Raw genomic sequence first — 16,941 nt, forward strand, 5'->3', positions numbered from 1 at the left:
CTAAGCGCCCCCGAATAATGACATTAAACCTCTCATGGAATAAAGAGTCGTTTCAAACAGTTGCTGAACTAACGCTGCAAAAACACCAAATGAAACAAAAATAACCACAAAACTAACAAAAATCTTCAAAGGCAGACCCACAACAAATACATTTAATTGAGGGACCGTCCGGGCAACAATTCCTAACGCAACATCAACTAAAAATAAACAGCCAACAATAGGAATGGACATTTGAAATGCAATAAGAAACATTTTATTAAAACTATCAATCACAAACTCAACAATTGAACCGTCCTGAAAAGGTATAAACTGATCAATTTCAATAAATTGATAGCTGTAAAAGATTCCATCAAGCAATAAATGGTGCGCATCTACTGTAATCAAAAACAACAAAGTAATAGTATAAAGAAATTGACCAATTAACGGACTTTGAACTCCTGTCTGTGGGTCTACCACATTTGCAATCGCAAATCCCATTTGAAAGTCGATAAAACCGCCTGCAATTTGGATAGCACCAAGTATTATAAAAGCAATTAAACCGATAAATATCCCAACCAATAATTCTTTAAGTAATAATAAAATATAATGGCCATCAAATTGTAACGTTGGAATTTCTACGGTATAAAACATAATCCACGATAAAAAAATGGCAAAACCGATTTTATGGGTTCGCGGAAAATTACGATATGAAAATATAGGAATTGTCACAAAAAAACCTATGACCCTTGCAAAGATCAGGATAAACCCTGGCAGTCTGGATATATCAAAGAGTTCAAACATATTAACGAATCACTGTATGGAGATTATTAAATATATTCGCCGTAAAATCTACTACTTGAACGAGCATCCAGGGACCAAAAAAAATAATCCCTATAAAGACAGCAATGATTTTTGGTATAAATGCAAGGGTTTGTTCCTGAATTTGTGTTGTTGCCTGAAAAATACTAACTAACAACCCTACTACTAAGGCTAAGATTAATATTGGTCCAATAACGATGAGTAATGTATAAACAGCTTTTTCTGCTAAAGAAATAACAAACTCACTATTCAAAATATTGCGCTCCCTTCCTTATAGCTAGAAGCTTTCCAGTAATGAATGGGTGATCAAATACCAGCCATCCACGAGTACAAACAATAAGATTTTAAAAGGTAAAGAAATCATAACTGGTGGTAACATCATCATTCCCATTGACATTAAAATACTGGCGACCGCCATATCTATGATTAAAAAGGGAACAAATATCATGAAGCCCATTTGAAAGGCTGTTTTTAATTCACTTATAGCAAATGAAGGAATTAATGTTGTAAGTGGAATATCCTCTAAAGACTCTGGTTCTTCCATTTGGGAATACTCCATAAATAAAGCCAAATCCTTTTGACGTGTATGCTCAGACATAAATTCTTTCATTGGCATACTCGCCTGATCATATGCTTCTTCGATGGTTATTTCTTCGTTAAATAAGGGCTGTAAGGCTTCATCGTTGATTTCCTGAAAAGTTGGTGCCATGATAAAAAAGGTTAAAAACAATGCCAAACCAATTAATATCTGGTTAGGAGGCATTTGCTGTGTAGCCAGAGACGTACGAACAAATGATAATACAATAACAATTCTTGCAAAACTCGTCATTAAAATAAGAATACTCGGTGCAAGGGCTAATACAGTTAATAAAAGTAATAATTTTACGGATGTTGATACACTTTCAGGATCAGAATTACTAAAAAAATCGACAAACTCACCCATCTTGATCCTCTTTTCTATATCCTTTGTGATCGATTAATTGATTTCTTTCCCGTTTTAATTTTTTCATTTCATTTGAAAATTGTTCCTTGAAAGATTTTGCTGGATTCCCTTTTTTTCTCTGATCCTTTATTTGGTCAAGAGAATGTATAATAGATTTAAAAGGTTGATTGGTGTTTTTATCATCATCTTCTTGCAATATATCCTCTTTTGTTGCTTCATCATCGATTTCCGTTAGCAGCGAGATATCCTCTCCAACTCCTACAACAAAAATACGGTCACCAATTCTCACCATTTGCATAGATTTATTGGAACCTAGTGATATACCACCCAGATTCTCCATTGCCCGCACCTGCTGAAACATCTTGTTCCTCTTTTGCAGAAACCTTAACAAAAAATAAATAAGAGCCAACACAACAGCAAGCATAAAGACCATTTTGATTATATTCCCCATTAAGGAACCATTGTCTTTTTGCAAAGTAGACTCCTCATCATTGGTAGTTTTCTGGTTTTCTTCTTGCTTAATCTGCTTATCATTTTGTTTTTGCTCAAAAAACTCGTCCACATTCATATCTGTTTGCGCATAAATAAAATAATTTGGCTGCACCATTAGAACAAATACAGATAACAATGATGTGACGATTAGCCTTACAAGTTTGTTCATAACGTCTCCCCGTTTCACTTAACTGGTAATCTACTTAACCACTACAAATCCAATGTTTTATTAATAGCTTCTATTACACGATCGCCCTGAAATGGTTTTACAATAAAGTCTTTAGCACCAGTCTGAATAGCCTCAATAACCATAGCCTGTTGTCCCATTGCTGAGCACATAATTATTTTGGCATTAGGATCGTTTTCTTTAATTTCTTTTAAAGCAGTAATGCCATCTTTTTCAGGCATAGTAATATCAAGGGTAACTAAATCAGGCTGCAGTTCTTGATATTTTTCAACCGCTTCATTACCGTCTTGGGCTTCTCCGACAACCTCAAAGTTATTTTTCTCTAAAATATCTTTTATCATCATTCTCATGAACGCAGCATCATCTACAATAAGTACTTTATGTGACATGAACTTTTCCCCCTATTCTATTATCTGATTTTTTGTATTCTTTCCGTTTGACTTAATATATCTGTTACCCTAACTCCAAAGTTTTCATCAATGACCACTACTTCACCTTTAGCAATCAATTTATCATTCACATGAATATCAACTGGCTCACCAGCTAATTTATCTAACTCTACAATGGAACCTGACCCCATTTCGAGAATTTCCTTTATGGTTCTTTTGGTACGGCCAAGTTCGACTGATACTTTTAATGGGATATCCATTAACATGTCTAAGTTTTGTTGCTGATGTGACTCCAAATTCGTATTTTCAAATTCCGAGAAAGCTGCCGTCTGTACATTTTGTGCTACAGCCTGCTCATGCCTGGAACCAAAATGCTTATTTTCATCAGGTACTCTTTTCTCTGCCTCCTGATTATTTTGTCCATTTGTCTTGGCAGATGGTGAGGTGTTCACCCCATGTTCATGTCCCAACGTATTTTCTTCCTGAACTGTGTTTTCCGATTGTTCCTCTTCTTGCTCGGTTTGACTGCTATTCAATAATTCATCAACAAATTCCCGGGCAAAGTCAATAGGAAGAATTTGCATAATATTTGAGTCAATGAGCTCCCCAACCTTCAAACGAAAGGAAACTTTTACAAATACATTTTCTTCCGGAATATAATCCGTTCCTTCTTCCCCTTTTATGTCAAGAACATTCGTCTTAGGTGGTGAAATATCCACACGTTTATCGAACACACTTGACATACTTGTTGCTGCTGAGCCCATCATTTGATTCATTGCTTCTTGTACTGCACTTAAGTGAATATCATTTAGTTCGGTTTCAGGTGATTTACCATCTCCGCCCAACATTAAATCCGCGATAACAGCCGCATCCTCCACCTTAATAACAAATAAGTTCACACCGGAAAAGCCGTCGGTATAGTCAACTGAAACAGCAACATGGGGTTGCGGAAACTCATCACTAAGCTCATCCTTTTTTACTACAGAAACTGCTGGTGTTGTAATTTCCACCTTTTGATTTAAAAGTGTGGAGAGAGTGGTTGCTGAAGTTCCAAATGAAATGTTTCCGATTTCTCCTAATGCATCCTGTTCAATCGGGGATAATTGATTGTCATTTGATGACGCCTCAGCAGCATGATTATTTTCTTCCATGAGATCATCCTGGTTTCCATTTAATAGTGCATCTATTTCTTCTTGTGATAGCATTTCTTCACGATTACTCATGTTCATCCCCCCTATTGATCTCATTTAAAATTTGTACAGCTAGTTTTTTCTTTTTCTTACCGGGTTGTGCTTCAAATTTTGGTTCCTGATGCACATACACGACAAGAGGTTTATCAATTTCCTGATTTAAGTGAATCACATCGTTTTCTTTCAGATGGAGAAATTCATCTATAGTAATGGATGATTCGCCTAACACAGCCCTTACATCCACATGCGCTTGTTTTATTTGACTGGATATTCGCTCAGAATCCTCTGGTTTTGCATTATTGGACTGATTTTGCATCCAATAATGAACGGATAATTTAGAGATGATAGGCTCCAGCACAATATGGGGAATACATATATTTATCATTCCGCTTGATTCCCCAATAGTAATATTTAACGAAATCACAACAACAGTCTCATTTGGAGAGACCATCTGCAGAAACTGGGGATTCACCTCAAAATCTTCCAGGATTGGATCAATGTCGACTAATGAACTCCAGGCCTCCTGTAAGCTTGTGATTGACTTCTCAAATACATCCGACATTATTTTGGTTTCGATTTCTGTTAAATTATCAACCTTATTAAAACTTACCCCTTTTCCACCTAATAACCTGTCCAGTATTGCATAAGCAATGTTAGGATTGACTTCTATTAACAATTGCCCTTCCAGTGGTGAAACAGAAAAAATGTTTAGAATCGTTCTCTTAGGTATTGAACGTATAAATTCTTCATAAGGAATTTGGTCAACAGATGCTACAGAGACAGATGAAAATGTACGAAGATTAGTAGATAAAAACGTTGTTAAAAGTCTTGCATAATTTTCATGGATTCGTGTAATCCCGCGAATTTGATCTTTTGAGAAACGCAAGGCCCTTTTAAAATCATAGACTCTTACTTTCTTTTCTGTCTCCTCTTTTTTTAACTCATCCGCGTCCATTTCACCTGAAGACAAGGCGGATAAAAGAGCATCAATTTCATTTTGTGATAGTACATCTTCGGCCAAGAAGTTCACCTCCTAAGTGGAGAATGTGATTATGAAAAACATTATTGAAGTATTTTGTTGGTTGTATATACATCTGTAACCATTCCAGTATCTAATAGTTTATTGAGTTCTTCTTTAATCGCTGTTTCCACCTCACCAAGACCTTCTCTAAAGTCCGATGATTTCTTTTTGGAAAGCTCTTTTATCATAATATTTTTTAAGCGAAAATCTTTTTGTAATTTTTCCATAGTCTTTTCCTCATCCGCTACAATTTGAAATTGAATGCGGACAAAGTTGCCATCTTTAAGGTCTGTTGTCATCTCTTCGGTCTCAAACGATGACTCAAGCATTTCCTCAACACTTTTTTCATCATCTGCATGTGTCTTATCTTTATTGTTCATAATGAATACAAGTGTAACGACACCAGCAAGAGTAATGATGATTAATAGGATAAGCATGATATTCATTACTTTCTTATTCATAAGACTCCTCCACATTCCCTTGTAATCCAGCCAAGCCTATGCTTTTATAAAACTGAATGGTTTTATCAACAATTTCTTTCTTCTCTTCTTTGACAAAATATTTTTTACCGGATACTAATGTAATGGTTGTATCTGGTAAATTTTGAACTTTTTCAATGTAAAGTGCATTTAATACAAAGGACTCTCCATTTAATCTCGTTACCTGAATCATAGTTTTATTAGGAGGCTGGAAAAAGTGTTTTATCAAAGAAAAAACCGAACGAAATAGAATTTATGGTTGGCGCATAAACGCGTTCCGGAAATATGCTTTACTAAAATCGTTCATTGTTCTCCTTTGGAGTTGATCGTTTTTGTTATATCCCAGCCTCCATCTACCTCCTCAATCTATTATCTCTTAAGATTTACAAGCTCCTGCAGTATTTCATCAGAGGTTGTAATGATTCTTGTATTTGCCTGGAAACCTCTTTGAGCAGTTATCATTTCAGTAAATTCTTCAGATAAGTCTACATTGGACATTTCGAGTGCACCTGACCGAATAGTGGCGGAACCTTGATCACCAGGTGATAATAGATCCATCACACCATAACCGTCCTCACCTTCATTATCCGCATCATATATCCCTGCATTTTGGGTTAATTGAAATAGATTTGAACCAGTCTTTTGCAACCCTTCAGGATTTGAGAATTTAGCAATTTGAATTTGTCCTGCCACTTGAGGAGAGCCATCTTGAACATAGTTTACTGTACCATCAGATGCAATACTGAAACTTTCAGCATCTTCAGGTATTTGTATTGGACTGTATGCCTTTTTACCAGTGCTGTCATCCGTTACTGAACTTCCTTCACCATTAATCGGATTCCCAACTAAATAGTTACCATTGGCATCAACAATGTATCCATCATCATCTAAATAAAAATTTCCTGCCCTTGTAAAATTAACATTATCTCCATCATCACCTAATGTAATACCAGGAGTACTAACTTCATTTCCAGCACTATCATTAAACGTATGAGTAGAGTCTGGGTTCGTATTTTTGGCTACAACAAACATCCCATCGCCCTCTAATGCAAAATCTAAAGTACGATTAGTGGTTTGAGTATTTCCTCCATCATGGATAGTATCAATACTGCCCGTACTAACACCAAGACCTACTTGCATAGGATTTTGACCACCTAATACGGGATCTCCAGCGTCATTTACTTGTGGTGCCTGTGCGCCTTGTACAGTTTGACTCATTAAATCCTGAAAGGTAACTCTTCCTTTTTTAAATCCAAATGTATTGACATTGGCTATATTATTTCCCACTACATCTAATTTCGTTTGAAAACCTTTCATTCCTGAAATACCTGCATACATAGAACGAAGCATATTTCATCATCCCTTCTTATTTCCGTTATTTTTTACTTTAGCTGCTTCAATCGGTCCACAGCTTAAGGCTTCCATACGGTCCAGCCTTATGAATCTTGTAACAAAATGGTTCCATTTATGTTAGTAAAAACATGATTGTTGGTTTCTTGACTGTCCATGGCCGTAATTACTGTATTGTTCTTGGTATTCACAACGAGCGTTGCATCGTCTAATACGACAAGAGAATCCGTTACGCCCTTTGTTTTGGCCCTATCCATTTGATTTTGAATTTCAGTCCATTGTGAATCATTAATATGGATATTTCGTTCCTCTAATCGCTTTTGTGCGTGCTTGCTAATTTTTAAAGACGATTGAACCTGTGCGTCTTGCAGATGATTTTGAAATGTCTTTGATGACTTATTTTGTGTTGGTTTCGATTTTAATCCTTGCTGGTATAACGGATGATTTTGTAACTGATGTATTCTGTGATCCATATCATCCCTTCTTTCTATCAATCTGCCTGTTTTTCAGCTTTCATAATTTCCGTTACTGAGTTAACAGAGATACGCTCATCATTTTGTAAAATAAATTCGGCTCCTTCTTCTCCCATAGCCACTCCTTCTACTATTCCATTTTTCTCTGAGCCAACTTCGCCATCTTCATTCAAAGTTTGATATTGAACCTCTTTTCCTATTAGATGACTATATTCGATTACAGGTGTAAAAGACTGATGTTGAACTAATTGATCAACAGAGCTTGAAATCGACATCATCTGCTCTAAAGAAGAAAAGGTAGCCATTTGTGAGATGAATTCCTTATCTTCCATAGGATTTGCAGGACTTTGATTTTGTAGCTGCGTCATTAAAATCTTTAGAAAATCGTCTTTACCAAGCGTATTACTCCCCGAAGTCTGACTCTTTTGATTGGATAAATATAAGGATGAATCAATTTGGGTCAATGTTTTCACCTGCCTATGTTTCGATTTGAGTTAAGTAATCCTCAAAGCTTTTTTCTTCTGATTCCTCATCGGTATCATTTTCCTGCTCCATCTGTTCTCTATATGAATGATCATTTCGTTCCTTTTCTTCCTCGTTTTGATTAAAATTAAAATAGGAAGCAGACTGTTGCGGTATCGTCGGCTCAGCTTGTTTATCAACAATTACCTGATGTGGATGAAACATATGTCGCAGCTGATTCATATTACTTTCCAGCATATCCTTGGCTGCTTGAGAAGAAACCGCGATTCGTACGGCCATTTCACCATTAGTTTGCGTGAATTTAACGACCATGTCTCCCAAATGTGCCGGCTTCAATTTAATGGTTAATTGTGTAGAACCTTCATTTTGAATAAAGCGACTGGACTTCAGTATTTTCTGTATCTGTTCCATGACATCAGAATTATTGGATGAAGGATTTCCCTCACCACGCTGTAAATAAATCGTATATTGTTCTATTTTAGACATCGGCATAGAGTCTATTGATAAAGGCTGTCCTGATTTCAAATGAGACAGATCGCTTGATGACGTTTGTGCAACCTGGGCTTTCGAATGTAAAAGGCTGTGGATTCTGTTTGGTGAAATCTCACTGGTATTCGTCTGCTTCCCCTGATTTACCTGAGCCAGAAATGTTGAATTATCTTGCTTTCCAGCTGTTTTCATGTCAGAAGCACGCAGGTTTTCTTTCAGCATTGCAGGATTCATATTCTGCATTAATCGATTGGCTTGCCTGGTTTGATTAGCTGCTTGAGCAGATGCCTGTCCATTCTGGATGGTATTTCCCAGTTGAGAAAGATAACTAGTTATTTTCACTAAAGCAGTCTGTAATTCATTTTTCAGAAGCTTTGAGTCTGTACCTTCAGGATTTGACATTTTCTCAACAACTTTATACAAATCTTCCGTCAATGAGAGAAGCTGTTGTTTCACATCTTTCTTACTATTAACGGCTTCAAGCACTTCACTAATCGAAATGGATTGTGTATGGAATAAAGAAGCCATACTCTCTTCACTATGAAAGGAAGAATCTATTTTTTGTTCCCCTAAAAGATTAGCAAGTTGACTAAGAGTACCTGTGAGTTCTTCTAATGTTGTTTCATCAGGTGAATCCATGCCGTCTATTACTTCCTTTAGTTGACCTAACCATTTTTCTAACATCGCTAAATCATCCTGATTATCTGATGTCTCGTCTTGAATCGATTGAAGATTTGAAAGGAATGATATAAAGCTTTTCGCATCTTCTTTAGACATCTCACTGCTAGGTAATGAATCTCCCTGGTTCATAGAATTCTTCTGGAACATAACTAATTGATTAAGTGCGACCTCCAACGTTTTCTCACCTCCTTTCAAATGGTTTTTCATTGATTGATTCCTATTGATTCAGCAATTCACTTGTAAGGTTTGCTGCCAGTTCTGGATTCATGGCTGATAATATCGCACCTCTTTGTTCAGAAGGGATTTCAGCTAATACTTTTAATGCAACGTCCTGTTCCATATTTTCTACAACTGGAGCAGCGGATTCAGGGTCCATCTCCTCAAATGTTGTTGAGACTTCCTTAATCTGTTCTGTCTGGTTTTGCTGTTGTTCTTCTTGTTGATTTAACTGATTGGTTAAATCCGATATCGTTTGTTGAAGCTTTGATATTTTTTCATCTTTTGACTTATTATCTACTTGTAATTGTTCGATATTAGCGTCTTTATCTTTAATCGTGGCCTGTAATTCCGATAACTGGTCTTGAGTGTTTTCCTTTTCCTTATCTTCATCACTTTGAACTAAAGCTGAGACGACAGGGATATTATGCTTTTCCGCCATATCAAAGAGATTAACTCCGGCGATATTTAATACAACGAAAAGGATCGTTACCGCAAAAATAGCAGGAATCACGATAACAAATAAAAACCATTGAAATTTACTTGCTTTTTGCTTTTCCGTATTCTTTACACTCATGGTCTCACCTTTTCCTGTCCCCGAATAAACTGTTGTACAGACGCTTCATCAATGACCTCTCTCTCATGTTTTTCCTCAAGTTTTTTGATTATGGTCTTTTTGTTAGAGACTATTTTTTCATATTTCTTTAGTTCAATATAGGATTCCGTCAGAGATTGCTGTTTAAGCTCCATATTCGTTCTGGCACTTTGTACATTTTGCTGTGAGGCCTTAATTTTCTGGTTTAACGTTTGAATGTATTGATCATAATTTCTGAGTTGGTCAGCACTGACACTGGACTGAATGCTATTTGACATTTCTGCTTCAAAATCTTCTTTTTCTTTTAAAAGATAATATAATTCTGTAGCATTCACCTCGAAATAATCCATTGCTTCCTGATAGTTTTTATGGGCTTTATCCTTTTCTATCATTTTTACATTTAAAATCTTTTCAAAGGTTTTCACATTTGACATTACGTTTCACTCCTGTTAGCCAAAGCCATTAGCTTCTCAATTGCCTCATCTCCAGTCACACATTCATGTACACCCTGCTTTAAGAACTGATTAATATTCGGATTGTATGAAATAGCCTCATCTACTTCCCTTGAGGTGCCCTTTTTATATGCGCCAATTTGGATTAATTCCTTATTTTCTTCATAAATAGCAAGCATATTACGAATATAATCAGCAGCCTGAAGATGCTCCTTTGATGAAATGTGATTCATGACTCTGCTAATCGATTTTAAAATGTTAATAGCAGGATAACGGCCTTGTTCTGCAATAGAACGATCCAGCACAAAGTGTCCATCTAAAGTTCCCCGGACAGCATCAGCTATTGGTTCATTCATGTCATCGCCATCTACTAGTACTGTATAAAAAGCCGTGATAGATCCTTTATCATTCGCCCCTGTACGTTCCAATAACTTCGGTAATGTTGCAAAAACACTTGGTGTATATCCTTTGGTTGTAGGTGGTTCTCCAGAAGCTAATCCAACTTCCCGCTGTGCCATAGCAACTCGTGTGACAGAATCCATCATAAGATTTACAGTTAGACCCTGATTACGGAAATATTCACTAATAGCTGTTGCAGTATAAGCACCTTTGATTCTTTGCAATGCTGGCTGGTCAGAAGTCGCCACCACTACAATCGATTTTTTTAATCCTTCCTCACCTAAGTCGTTTTCAATAAATTCACGGACTTCTCTGCCTCTTTCACCAATTAATGCAATGACATTAATATCTGCATCACTATTTCGTGCAATCATACCAAGCAAAGTACTTTTACCAACACCACTGCCAGCAAAGATTCCGATACGCTGACCCTTACCAACTGTTAGCAATCCATCAATGGCTTTAACCCCAATGGATATCCTCTCTCTAATTGGAGCTCTATGCATGGGATTAGGTGGCTCCTGATCTGTTGGAACAGCTGGAATTCCAGTTGGTATTTCAGAAGCATCTAATGGTTCTCCTAACCCATTTAACACCTTTCCTATTAAACTTTTACCTGCTTTCACCAACAGGGATTGATGAGTGGATTCCACTAAACACCCTGGTCCTATATGCTTGAGTTCAGAATAAGGCATTAATAATACACTTTCTTTTTCGAAGCCTACTACTTCTGCTTTAATAGGCTTACTCATCTTGCCTTTTGTATAGACAAAGCAGACATCACCTATACTTGTTTCAGGTCCAGTTGCTTCAATCATCAAACCAACCACACGGGTAACTTTTCCGTATCGTTTCATTGAGTCAGTATGATCAATCCACTTTAATACTTCACCGGTTTTCACTTACTTGATCCTCCTCAAGTAAATCTAACAGCTTTTGTTTTATAACATTCAGCTGCACCCCAATCCCTGCGTCAATTTGACCATGAGGGGTATCAATTATACATCCGTATTGATCCATTTCATGACTCGGATAAATAGTTAATTCTGCTTGATTACTTAACATATTTTGCAATTCCTCTTTATATTGAAGTAAATTTTCATATTCACACGCATGAACGTAGATATAAATGTGCATCGCATCTTTTTCAGCTAACATGGCCTGTTTGACTAATGAAGGAAATGCATCCACCTGATGTTCCAGGGTAAAACCTATAATTTTTTCCGAGGCCTTTATGGCCATTTTTAAAATATCTGCACTACTCTGATCAACAATATCTGCATACTCTTTCTTAGCTAAACGGATTAAAGAGCAAGCTTCATCTATATAGGATTGAAATTCATGTTCGGCTTTTTGCTTACCCTCTTGGAACCCGTCATGATAGGCACTTTCTTTCAATTCCTTATACAAAGATTCCTTTTCAAATTGCCACTTCTCATGTTCTTTCTGAATTTTCGCTTTAGCCTGCTCCATGATTTGTTCTGCTTCTGCTTTAGCATTTTCCAATTTTTGTTCAGCATCCATTAATAGCTTTTCCTGCTGTTTTTGCATAGAATTTGTTATAGCTTCTTCGGATTGTTCGAAACCAGCAGTCTCAAAAGGTTTTAACGGTTTTACAGAAATTGTTTTCGATTTTTCAGGTGTACCAGAAGACTTTATCTTGTAAATGTTAGACAATAATATCATCTCCTCCACCGCGGGCAATGACAATTTCACCTATTTCTTCTAAACGGCGGATAGCTGATACAATTCTTGTTTGCGCTTCTTCTACATTACGCAGACGAACAGGCCCCATAAATTCCATCTCTTCTCTAAAGTTTTCAGCCATACGGTTTGACATGTTTTTGAACAAGACCTGCTGTACCTCTTCACTGGCCACCTTAAGGGATAAGATAAGATCTTCATTATCCACTTCTCTAATAACCTTCTGAATCGAACGATTATCCAGAGTCACTATATCTTCAAAGACAAACATTCGTTTCTTAATCTCTTCTGCCAGCTCAGGATCCTGAGTTTCTAACTCCTCCAATATCGTTCTTTCAGTCGATCGATCCACACCATTCAACACTTCGACAACAGCTTGAACACCGCCCGTTTGTGTGTAATCCTGTGTGACGGTTGCAGATAGTTTCTTTTCTAAAATCTGTTCAACTTCATTTATGACATCAGGTGAAGTCGAATCCATGACCGCAATTCTTTTTGCAATATCTGCTTGAATATCCTCCGGCAGCTCTGACAATATCTGTGCTGATTGTTCAGCATCTAAATAAGAAAGAACAAGAGCAATGGTTTGAGGATGTTCATTTTGTATAAAATTTAAGATTTGTGAAGGTTCAGCTTTTCTCGCAAAATCAAAAGGTCTAACTTGTAAAGAAGCGGTAAGACGGTTAATAATTTGTGATGCCTCTCCTTCACCAAGTGCTTTCTCAAGTACGGTTTTGGCATATCCAATCCCTCCTTGAGAAATATAATCCTGTGCTAAGGCAATTTGATGAAATTGATTCATCACTTCTTCCTTTTGATTGGATTCAACCTTTCTTACTGATGAAATTTCCAATGTTAATTGCTCTATTTCTTCTTCAGTAAGATGCTTATAAACTTCAGCAGATACATCAGGACCTAATGAAATCAACAGAATGGCTGCTTTTTGTTTTCCTGTTAATTCTGTTTTGGCTTTGGCCATCCTTTATGTCCTCCTTAATCTTCCGAAATCCACGATCTAAGTAATTTAGCAAACTCCTCAGGTTTATCTTTTGCCATATTTTCGAGTTGTTTTTTGCGCATAGTTTCTTCGGTTTCCTGAGGTTGTTCAATATCCGGAATCGTAACCTGCTCTTCCATCTGTTCCTCCTGATATTCACCAGCCTCATCTCTATTTCTTCTCCTGACTAAGAGGATTAATAGAATAATAACCGCTAGTAACAGTATGCCACCTGCAATATATAACCAGGTTGGAATGCCAGGAGCCGGTGCTGGTTCGTTAACAGGCTGAGAACTGAATTCCTGAAATACAATGGACACTTTTTCTTCAGGATTAACCTCTCCATAATCACCTGAGACTGTCGTTGAAATCATGGAGTTTAAAATGGATGAGATACTCTCTCGTACCGTTTCTTGTTCTTGAGCTGTTAAGTATTGAGCATTCCCTTCCTCGTCGGGCTGTGATTTCTTCGAATCCACAGCTACCTGAATACCTAAGTCTCTAACCTTATAAGGGCTTTCTACAATATCTTTTTGAATACGATTAAACTCATTGTTAATTCTTTCTTCTACCTTCTCGTATTCAGAATTACCCTCCCCATCTTCTCCAGCTGGATAATTCGCAACTTCTTCTTCACCTGTACCAACTGCCCCTTCAGGGGGGTTCTCTCCAGAATAGGTTTCAGTAATCCGCTCTACACTTACCGGCAAACCTTCCATATCCTCTTCGTCAACAGGCTCTACTAGCTCTTCTACTCGATTTTCTTTCGTGAAATCAATATCAGGCGTTACAGATACAACAACATTTTCTCTCCCCATCATCGTACTTAAAAGCTGCTGAACTCTACTTTGAATATCCCGTTCGATATCTTTTTTGATTTCCTGTTGCTCCGCATAGGAATTTCCTGCTGTAGCATTATTTGAATTTTCTTGATCAAAATACTCAAAATTTTGGTTCATTAAGACGATATTATCAGTAGAAAGATTAGGTACTGCTTTTGATACCAAATGATAGAGTCCATCAATTTGACTTTGATCAAAATCATAGCCCGGCTCTGTATGAACTACAACAGAAGCTGACGCCTCCCCTTGTTTTTCATTCACGAAAACATCTTTTTCAGGCTTAGTGATCAATACATCAGAACTTTGTATACCTTGAATACTATTAATTAGATTTGAGATTTCAGTTTGCAGGGTATCTAACTCTATCATTTCCCTTTGCCCATCTGTCATCCCCCAGGAAGCATTTTCACTAAAGAATGAATAGTCAATATTTCCACTATCCGGGATGCCTTGAGCAGCCAGGTCAACGAGTAAAGAGTCAACATTTTCTTTTGGAACTAATATCGAAGAACCCCCATCGGTAACTTCATATTTAATTCCTCTTGATTCAAGTTCGGTTTTTATTTGGCCGGTTTCCTGAAGCGATAAATCGCTATATAACGGAACCATGTTTGAGCGATTAGCAAACAGGGTAACAAAAAGGATAATAGCGAATATCAGGACAGCACCGCCTATAATAAGCGATTTTTGCATAAGAGGCCTTTTGTTCCAAAATTCGATTGTTTTTTGATAATATTCTCGTACTTTATTCACTACTGCTGCCTCCGCATTTTATATTTTTAATGATATCTGAAGGATAACAATTAAAAATATTTTCATTACTTGATTTAAAGAGATATAAAAAATTTATAAAAAAATATTCAATTACCGACAAAAAATAATTTTGTGTAACGTAACCTTTAGTAGAAAAGGATAAAGATTATATTTGCATTCTCATCACTTGTTTATATGCTTCAACAGCTTTAGATTGAACTTCTACAGCTGTTTGAAGCATAACACTGCTTTTTTGCGCAGCAATCATAACATCATGTAAGTTATCGATTTCGCCAGCTGCAAGTGCTTTTGTTTTTTGATCTGACTCTATTTGTGCGTCATTCACTTGATTTATGGCATTTTTTAAAGAGTCTGCAAAGTTTTGCTGTGCCTTGAAAGGTGTTGTACGATTTGCATTTTGCATGGATGCTTCTTGATTTAACAATGCTTGATTAACAGTCGGCATCTATATTCACCTCTACTTTCCGATTTCTAAAGCTTTCATTAACATGTCCTTTGAAGCGTTCATAGATGTAACATTCGCTTCATAAGACCTGGTTGTACTCATTAGATCAACCATTTCTTGTAATGGATCAACATTAGGCATAGCTACATAACCATCTTCATTTGCATCAGGATGATTGGGATTATATACCATTTTGAAAGGTTCCTCATCCTCCGAAATTTCATTAACTTGAACACCGTTACCACTATTGCCAGCGTGGTTGGAATGCGAATGAATGGCATTTTGAAGTTTGGAATGAAAGGATGCATTCTTTTCCTCAAAAGAAACTAATTTTCGTCGATAAGGCTCCCATTCCCCGTTTTCATTTAATTGTGCTCGAGTGGTCTCTGCATTAGCAATATTCGATGATATTACATCCATCCTCAGTCTTTGAGCAGTTAAGCCACTACCACTTGTATTAATAGAATGAAAGATTCCCATTATTGACCTCCTCTAATAACTGTCTTCAAGCTATTAAACTTCCCGTTGATTCGATCAACCAAAGCTTGATAGTAAATTTGATTTTTGGCAAGTTCTGTCATTTCTTTATCCACATCGACATTGTTTCCGTTATGGTTGTACGTCGTATCCTGGCTTGTTACAACCTGAAACTGTGACGAGCCGTTATTAGAATGAAACGGAAGGTGTTTTTGATGAGTTCGATTAGCCTCCATTGAAGACTGGGCCTGATTTAATACATTTTTAAATTCGACATTCTTTGCCTTGTAGTTTGGCGTATCTACATTGGCGATGTTGTTTGATATGGTTTGGTTTTTGAGCGAGGCATAATCAAGTGAACGATTCAGAACTTGAAAAGTATTGTTAAATAAGGGCATAAAAAGTTCCTCCCTTCAATTAATCATTCTGTCATCATAAAATGATTTGTATTTAATTATCTTATTTTGTAGTTTTTTGTCGCTATCTACTATATTAGATTATTACATAAAAATTCCTTCAAGGAAATCCGGAAATCCAAAATTTCGACAAATTTTCAAAGAATACTACGAAAGACATATGCAAAATTTCCCTATAATAGGTCGATATGCCCATTGTTCTGTCGGCCAGTCAATCCTACAAAAGATATATTTTTTGATAAATTTACAAATATGCTTTCTCTTACATTAAGCCTAAAAAAAAGACTGACTCCTTAGGATGATGTGCACCCCAAAAGTTAGACGAACTAATTCTAACTTTTGGGGTGTTTTTTGTGGTCAAATATGATGAAGGATTTAAGCAAAATGTAGTTAACGCTTATTTAGCTGGAGAAGGTGGATATGCTTCCTTGGCTAAAAGATTTGGAATTCGAAGTAAAACCAATATAAGAAAATGGGTCAGTGCTTTCCGACAGTTTGGGGAACAGGGTTTGACTACTAAAAAAGCATCTACGAATTATCCTGTTCAATTTAAATTAGATGTCATAAACTATAAGGTAAGAACAGGAGATTCCCTTGAAGATGTTGCTAGAAAATTTGGCATTACTGAACCGCCTTTGATTCTTAATTG

23 protein-coding genes are annotated in these 16,941 nt (G+C 36.6%); 1 reads left to right on the forward strand and 22 read right to left on the reverse strand.

Going from position 1 to position 16,941, the window contains the following annotated elements:
* The 22 genes from fliR to flgB form a co-directional block, all read right to left on the reverse strand.
* On the reverse strand, positions 1-780 hold the full coding sequence (gene fliR, locus BMX63_RS08225; protein WP_093133961.1) for a flagellar biosynthetic protein FliR: 780 nt from the start codon (positions 778-780) through the stop codon (positions 1-3).
* Between the two features lies 1 nt (position 781).
* On the reverse strand, positions 782-1,051 hold the full coding sequence (gene fliQ, locus BMX63_RS08230; RefSeq protein ID WP_093133964.1) for a flagellar biosynthesis protein FliQ: 270 nt from the start codon (positions 1,049-1,051) through the stop codon (positions 782-784).
* Positions 1,052-1,075: 24 nt separating this feature from the next.
* On the reverse strand, positions 1,076-1,741 hold the full coding sequence (gene fliP, locus BMX63_RS08235; protein ID WP_093133967.1) for a flagellar type III secretion system pore protein FliP: 666 nt from the start codon (positions 1,739-1,741) through the stop codon (positions 1,076-1,078).
* On the reverse strand, positions 1,734-2,402 hold the full coding sequence (locus tag BMX63_RS08240; protein ID WP_093133970.1) for a flagellar biosynthetic protein FliO: 669 nt from the start codon (positions 2,400-2,402) through the stop codon (positions 1,734-1,736). The genes fliP and BMX63_RS08240 overlap by 8 nt, the downstream gene beginning before the upstream one ends.
* Positions 2,403-2,443: 41 nt before the next feature.
* Entirely contained in the window at positions 2,444-2,809 is a 366-nt protein-coding gene (locus tag BMX63_RS08245; RefSeq protein WP_093133973.1) for a response regulator, read from the reverse strand.
* A gap of 20 nt (positions 2,810-2,829) precedes the next feature.
* Entirely contained in the window at positions 2,830-4,032 is a 1,203-nt protein-coding gene (gene fliY / locus BMX63_RS08250; protein ID WP_093133976.1) for a flagellar motor switch phosphatase FliY, read from the reverse strand.
* The gene (fliM, locus tag BMX63_RS08255) at positions 4,025-5,020 is read right to left on the reverse strand and encodes a flagellar motor switch protein FliM (protein WP_093133979.1); all 996 of its coding nucleotides are present in this window, start codon (positions 5,018-5,020) and stop codon (positions 4,025-4,027) included. Before fliM ends, fliY begins: the two co-directional genes overlap by 8 nt.
* A 41-nt stretch (positions 5,021-5,061) precedes the next feature.
* Complete coding sequence (locus BMX63_RS08260; protein WP_177167241.1) at positions 5,062-5,481, reverse strand: flagellar basal body-associated FliL family protein; 420 nt, start codon at positions 5,479-5,481, stop codon at positions 5,062-5,064.
* On the reverse strand, positions 5,474-5,692 hold the full coding sequence (locus BMX63_RS08265) for a flagellar FlbD family protein (RefSeq protein ID WP_093134101.1): 219 nt from the start codon (positions 5,690-5,692) through the stop codon (positions 5,474-5,476). Before BMX63_RS08265 ends, BMX63_RS08260 begins: the two co-directional genes overlap by 8 nt.
* A gap of 176 nt (positions 5,693-5,868) precedes the next feature.
* Positions 5,869-6,849 carry a flagellar basal body rod protein FlgG gene (flgG, locus tag BMX63_RS08270; protein WP_093133986.1) on the reverse strand — a complete coding sequence of 327 codons (981 nt, stop codon included), beginning with the start codon at positions 6,847-6,849 and terminating at the stop codon, positions 5,869-5,871.
* An 86-nt stretch (positions 6,850-6,935) separates the two neighbouring features.
* Positions 6,936-7,322, reverse strand: coding sequence for a TIGR02530 family flagellar biosynthesis protein (locus BMX63_RS08275; protein ID WP_093133989.1), 387 nt, complete (start codon positions 7,320-7,322; stop codon positions 6,936-6,938).
* A 17-nt stretch (positions 7,323-7,339) separates the two neighbouring features.
* Positions 7,340-7,795, reverse strand: coding sequence for a flagellar hook assembly protein FlgD (flgD, locus tag BMX63_RS08280; protein ID WP_342732110.1), 456 nt, complete (start codon positions 7,793-7,795; stop codon positions 7,340-7,342).
* Between the two features lie 4 nt (positions 7,796-7,799).
* Entirely contained in the window at positions 7,800-9,149 is a 1,350-nt protein-coding gene (locus BMX63_RS08285; RefSeq protein WP_177167242.1) for a flagellar hook-length control protein FliK, read from the reverse strand.
* Between the two features lie 43 nt (positions 9,150-9,192).
* A complete protein-coding gene (locus BMX63_RS08290; protein ID WP_093133998.1) occupies positions 9,193-9,768 on the reverse strand; it encodes a MotE family protein in 576 nt (191 codons plus the stop codon).
* Positions 9,765-10,220, reverse strand: a complete 456-nt coding sequence (gene fliJ, locus BMX63_RS08295; protein WP_093134001.1) for a flagellar export protein FliJ — start codon at positions 10,218-10,220, stop codon at positions 9,765-9,767. Before fliJ ends, BMX63_RS08290 begins: the two co-directional genes overlap by 4 nt.
* On the reverse strand, positions 10,220-11,539 hold the full coding sequence (gene fliI, locus BMX63_RS08300; RefSeq protein ID WP_093134003.1) for a flagellar protein export ATPase FliI: 1,320 nt from the start codon (positions 11,537-11,539) through the stop codon (positions 10,220-10,222). Before fliI ends, fliJ begins: the two co-directional genes overlap by 1 nt.
* Entirely contained in the window at positions 11,526-12,314 is a 789-nt protein-coding gene (gene fliH / locus BMX63_RS08305; protein ID WP_177167243.1) for a flagellar assembly protein FliH, read from the reverse strand. The genes fliI and fliH overlap by 14 nt, the downstream gene beginning before the upstream one ends.
* A complete protein-coding gene (gene fliG / locus BMX63_RS08310) occupies positions 12,307-13,320 on the reverse strand; it encodes a flagellar motor switch protein FliG (RefSeq protein ID WP_093134009.1) in 1,014 nt (337 codons plus the stop codon). Before fliG ends, fliH begins: the two co-directional genes overlap by 8 nt.
* A 14-nt stretch (positions 13,321-13,334) precedes the next feature.
* Positions 13,335-14,933 carry a flagellar basal-body MS-ring/collar protein FliF gene (gene fliF, locus BMX63_RS08315; RefSeq protein WP_093134012.1) on the reverse strand — a complete coding sequence of 533 codons (1,599 nt, stop codon included), beginning with the start codon at positions 14,931-14,933 and terminating at the stop codon, positions 13,335-13,337.
* 166 nt (positions 14,934-15,099) lie between these two features.
* On the reverse strand, positions 15,100-15,357 hold the full coding sequence (gene fliE / locus BMX63_RS08320; protein WP_245732777.1) for a flagellar hook-basal body complex protein FliE: 258 nt from the start codon (positions 15,355-15,357) through the stop codon (positions 15,100-15,102).
* Positions 15,358-15,411: 54 nt separating this feature from the next.
* On the reverse strand, positions 15,412-15,879 hold the full coding sequence (gene flgC / locus BMX63_RS08325; RefSeq protein ID WP_093134018.1) for a flagellar basal body rod protein FlgC: 468 nt from the start codon (positions 15,877-15,879) through the stop codon (positions 15,412-15,414).
* Positions 15,879-16,274, reverse strand: coding sequence for a flagellar basal body rod protein FlgB (flgB, locus tag BMX63_RS08330; RefSeq protein WP_093134021.1), 396 nt, complete (start codon positions 16,272-16,274; stop codon positions 15,879-15,881). Before flgB ends, flgC begins: the two co-directional genes overlap by 1 nt.
* Positions 16,275-16,645: 371 nt before the next feature.
* On the opposite strand from flgB, the gene BMX63_RS08335 reads away from it, so the two are divergent.
* Positions 16,646-16,941: helix-turn-helix domain-containing protein (locus BMX63_RS08335; protein ID WP_143060130.1), on the forward strand; the 296-nt coding region annotated here is incomplete at its 3' end.

This window comes from Salinibacillus kushneri, assembly GCF_900111405.1.
GTDB classification, from domain to species: domain Bacteria; phylum Bacillota; class Bacilli; order Bacillales; family Alkalibacillaceae; genus Salinibacillus; species Salinibacillus kushneri.

Bases quoted from the DNA above. Each gene is read 5' to 3' on its own strand.
- fliP (WP_093133967.1), bottom strand. From the start codon at position 1,741: ATGGGTGAGTTTGTCGATTTTTTTAGTAATTCTGATCCTGAAAGTGTA.
- BMX63_RS08275 (WP_093133989.1), bottom strand. From the start codon at position 7,322: ATGGATCACAGAATACATCAGTTACAAAATCATCCGTTATACCAGCAA.
- fliE (WP_245732777.1), bottom strand. From the start codon at position 15,357: ATGCAAAATGCAAATCGTACAACACCTTTCAAGGCACAGCAAAACTTT.
- fliR (WP_093133961.1), bottom strand. From the start codon at position 780: ATGTTTGAACTCTTTGATATATCCAGACTGCCAGGGTTTATCCTGATC.
- flgC (WP_093134018.1), bottom strand. From the start codon at position 15,879: ATGGGAATCTTTCATTCTATTAATACAAGTGGTAGTGGCTTAACTGCT.
- fliJ (WP_093134001.1), bottom strand. From the start codon at position 10,220: ATGTCAAATGTGAAAACCTTTGAAAAGATTTTAAATGTAAAAATGATA.
- BMX63_RS08240 (WP_093133970.1), bottom strand. From the start codon at position 2,402: ATGAACAAACTTGTAAGGCTAATCGTCACATCATTGTTATCTGTATTT.
- BMX63_RS08245 (WP_093133973.1), bottom strand. From the start codon at position 2,809: ATGTCACATAAAGTACTTATTGTAGATGATGCTGCGTTCATGAGAATG.
- BMX63_RS08265 (WP_093134101.1), bottom strand. From the start codon at position 5,692: ATGATTCAGGTAACGAGATTAAATGGAGAGTCCTTTGTATTAAATGCA.
- fliG (WP_093134009.1), bottom strand. From the start codon at position 13,320: ATGGCCAAAGCCAAAACAGAATTAACAGGAAAACAAAAAGCAGCCATT.
- BMX63_RS08290 (WP_093133998.1), bottom strand. From the start codon at position 9,768: ATGAGTGTAAAGAATACGGAAAAGCAAAAAGCAAGTAAATTTCAATGG.
- BMX63_RS08260 (WP_177167241.1), bottom strand. From the start codon at position 5,481: ATGAATAAGAAAGTAATGAATATCATGCTTATCCTATTAATCATCATT.
- flgG (WP_093133986.1), bottom strand. From the start codon at position 6,849: ATGCTTCGTTCTATGTATGCAGGTATTTCAGGAATGAAAGGTTTTCAA.
- fliY (WP_093133976.1), bottom strand. From the start codon at position 4,032: ATGAGTAATCGTGAAGAAATGCTATCACAAGAAGAAATAGATGCACTA.
- flgB (WP_093134021.1), bottom strand. From the start codon at position 16,274: ATGCCCTTATTTAACAATACTTTTCAAGTTCTGAATCGTTCACTTGAT.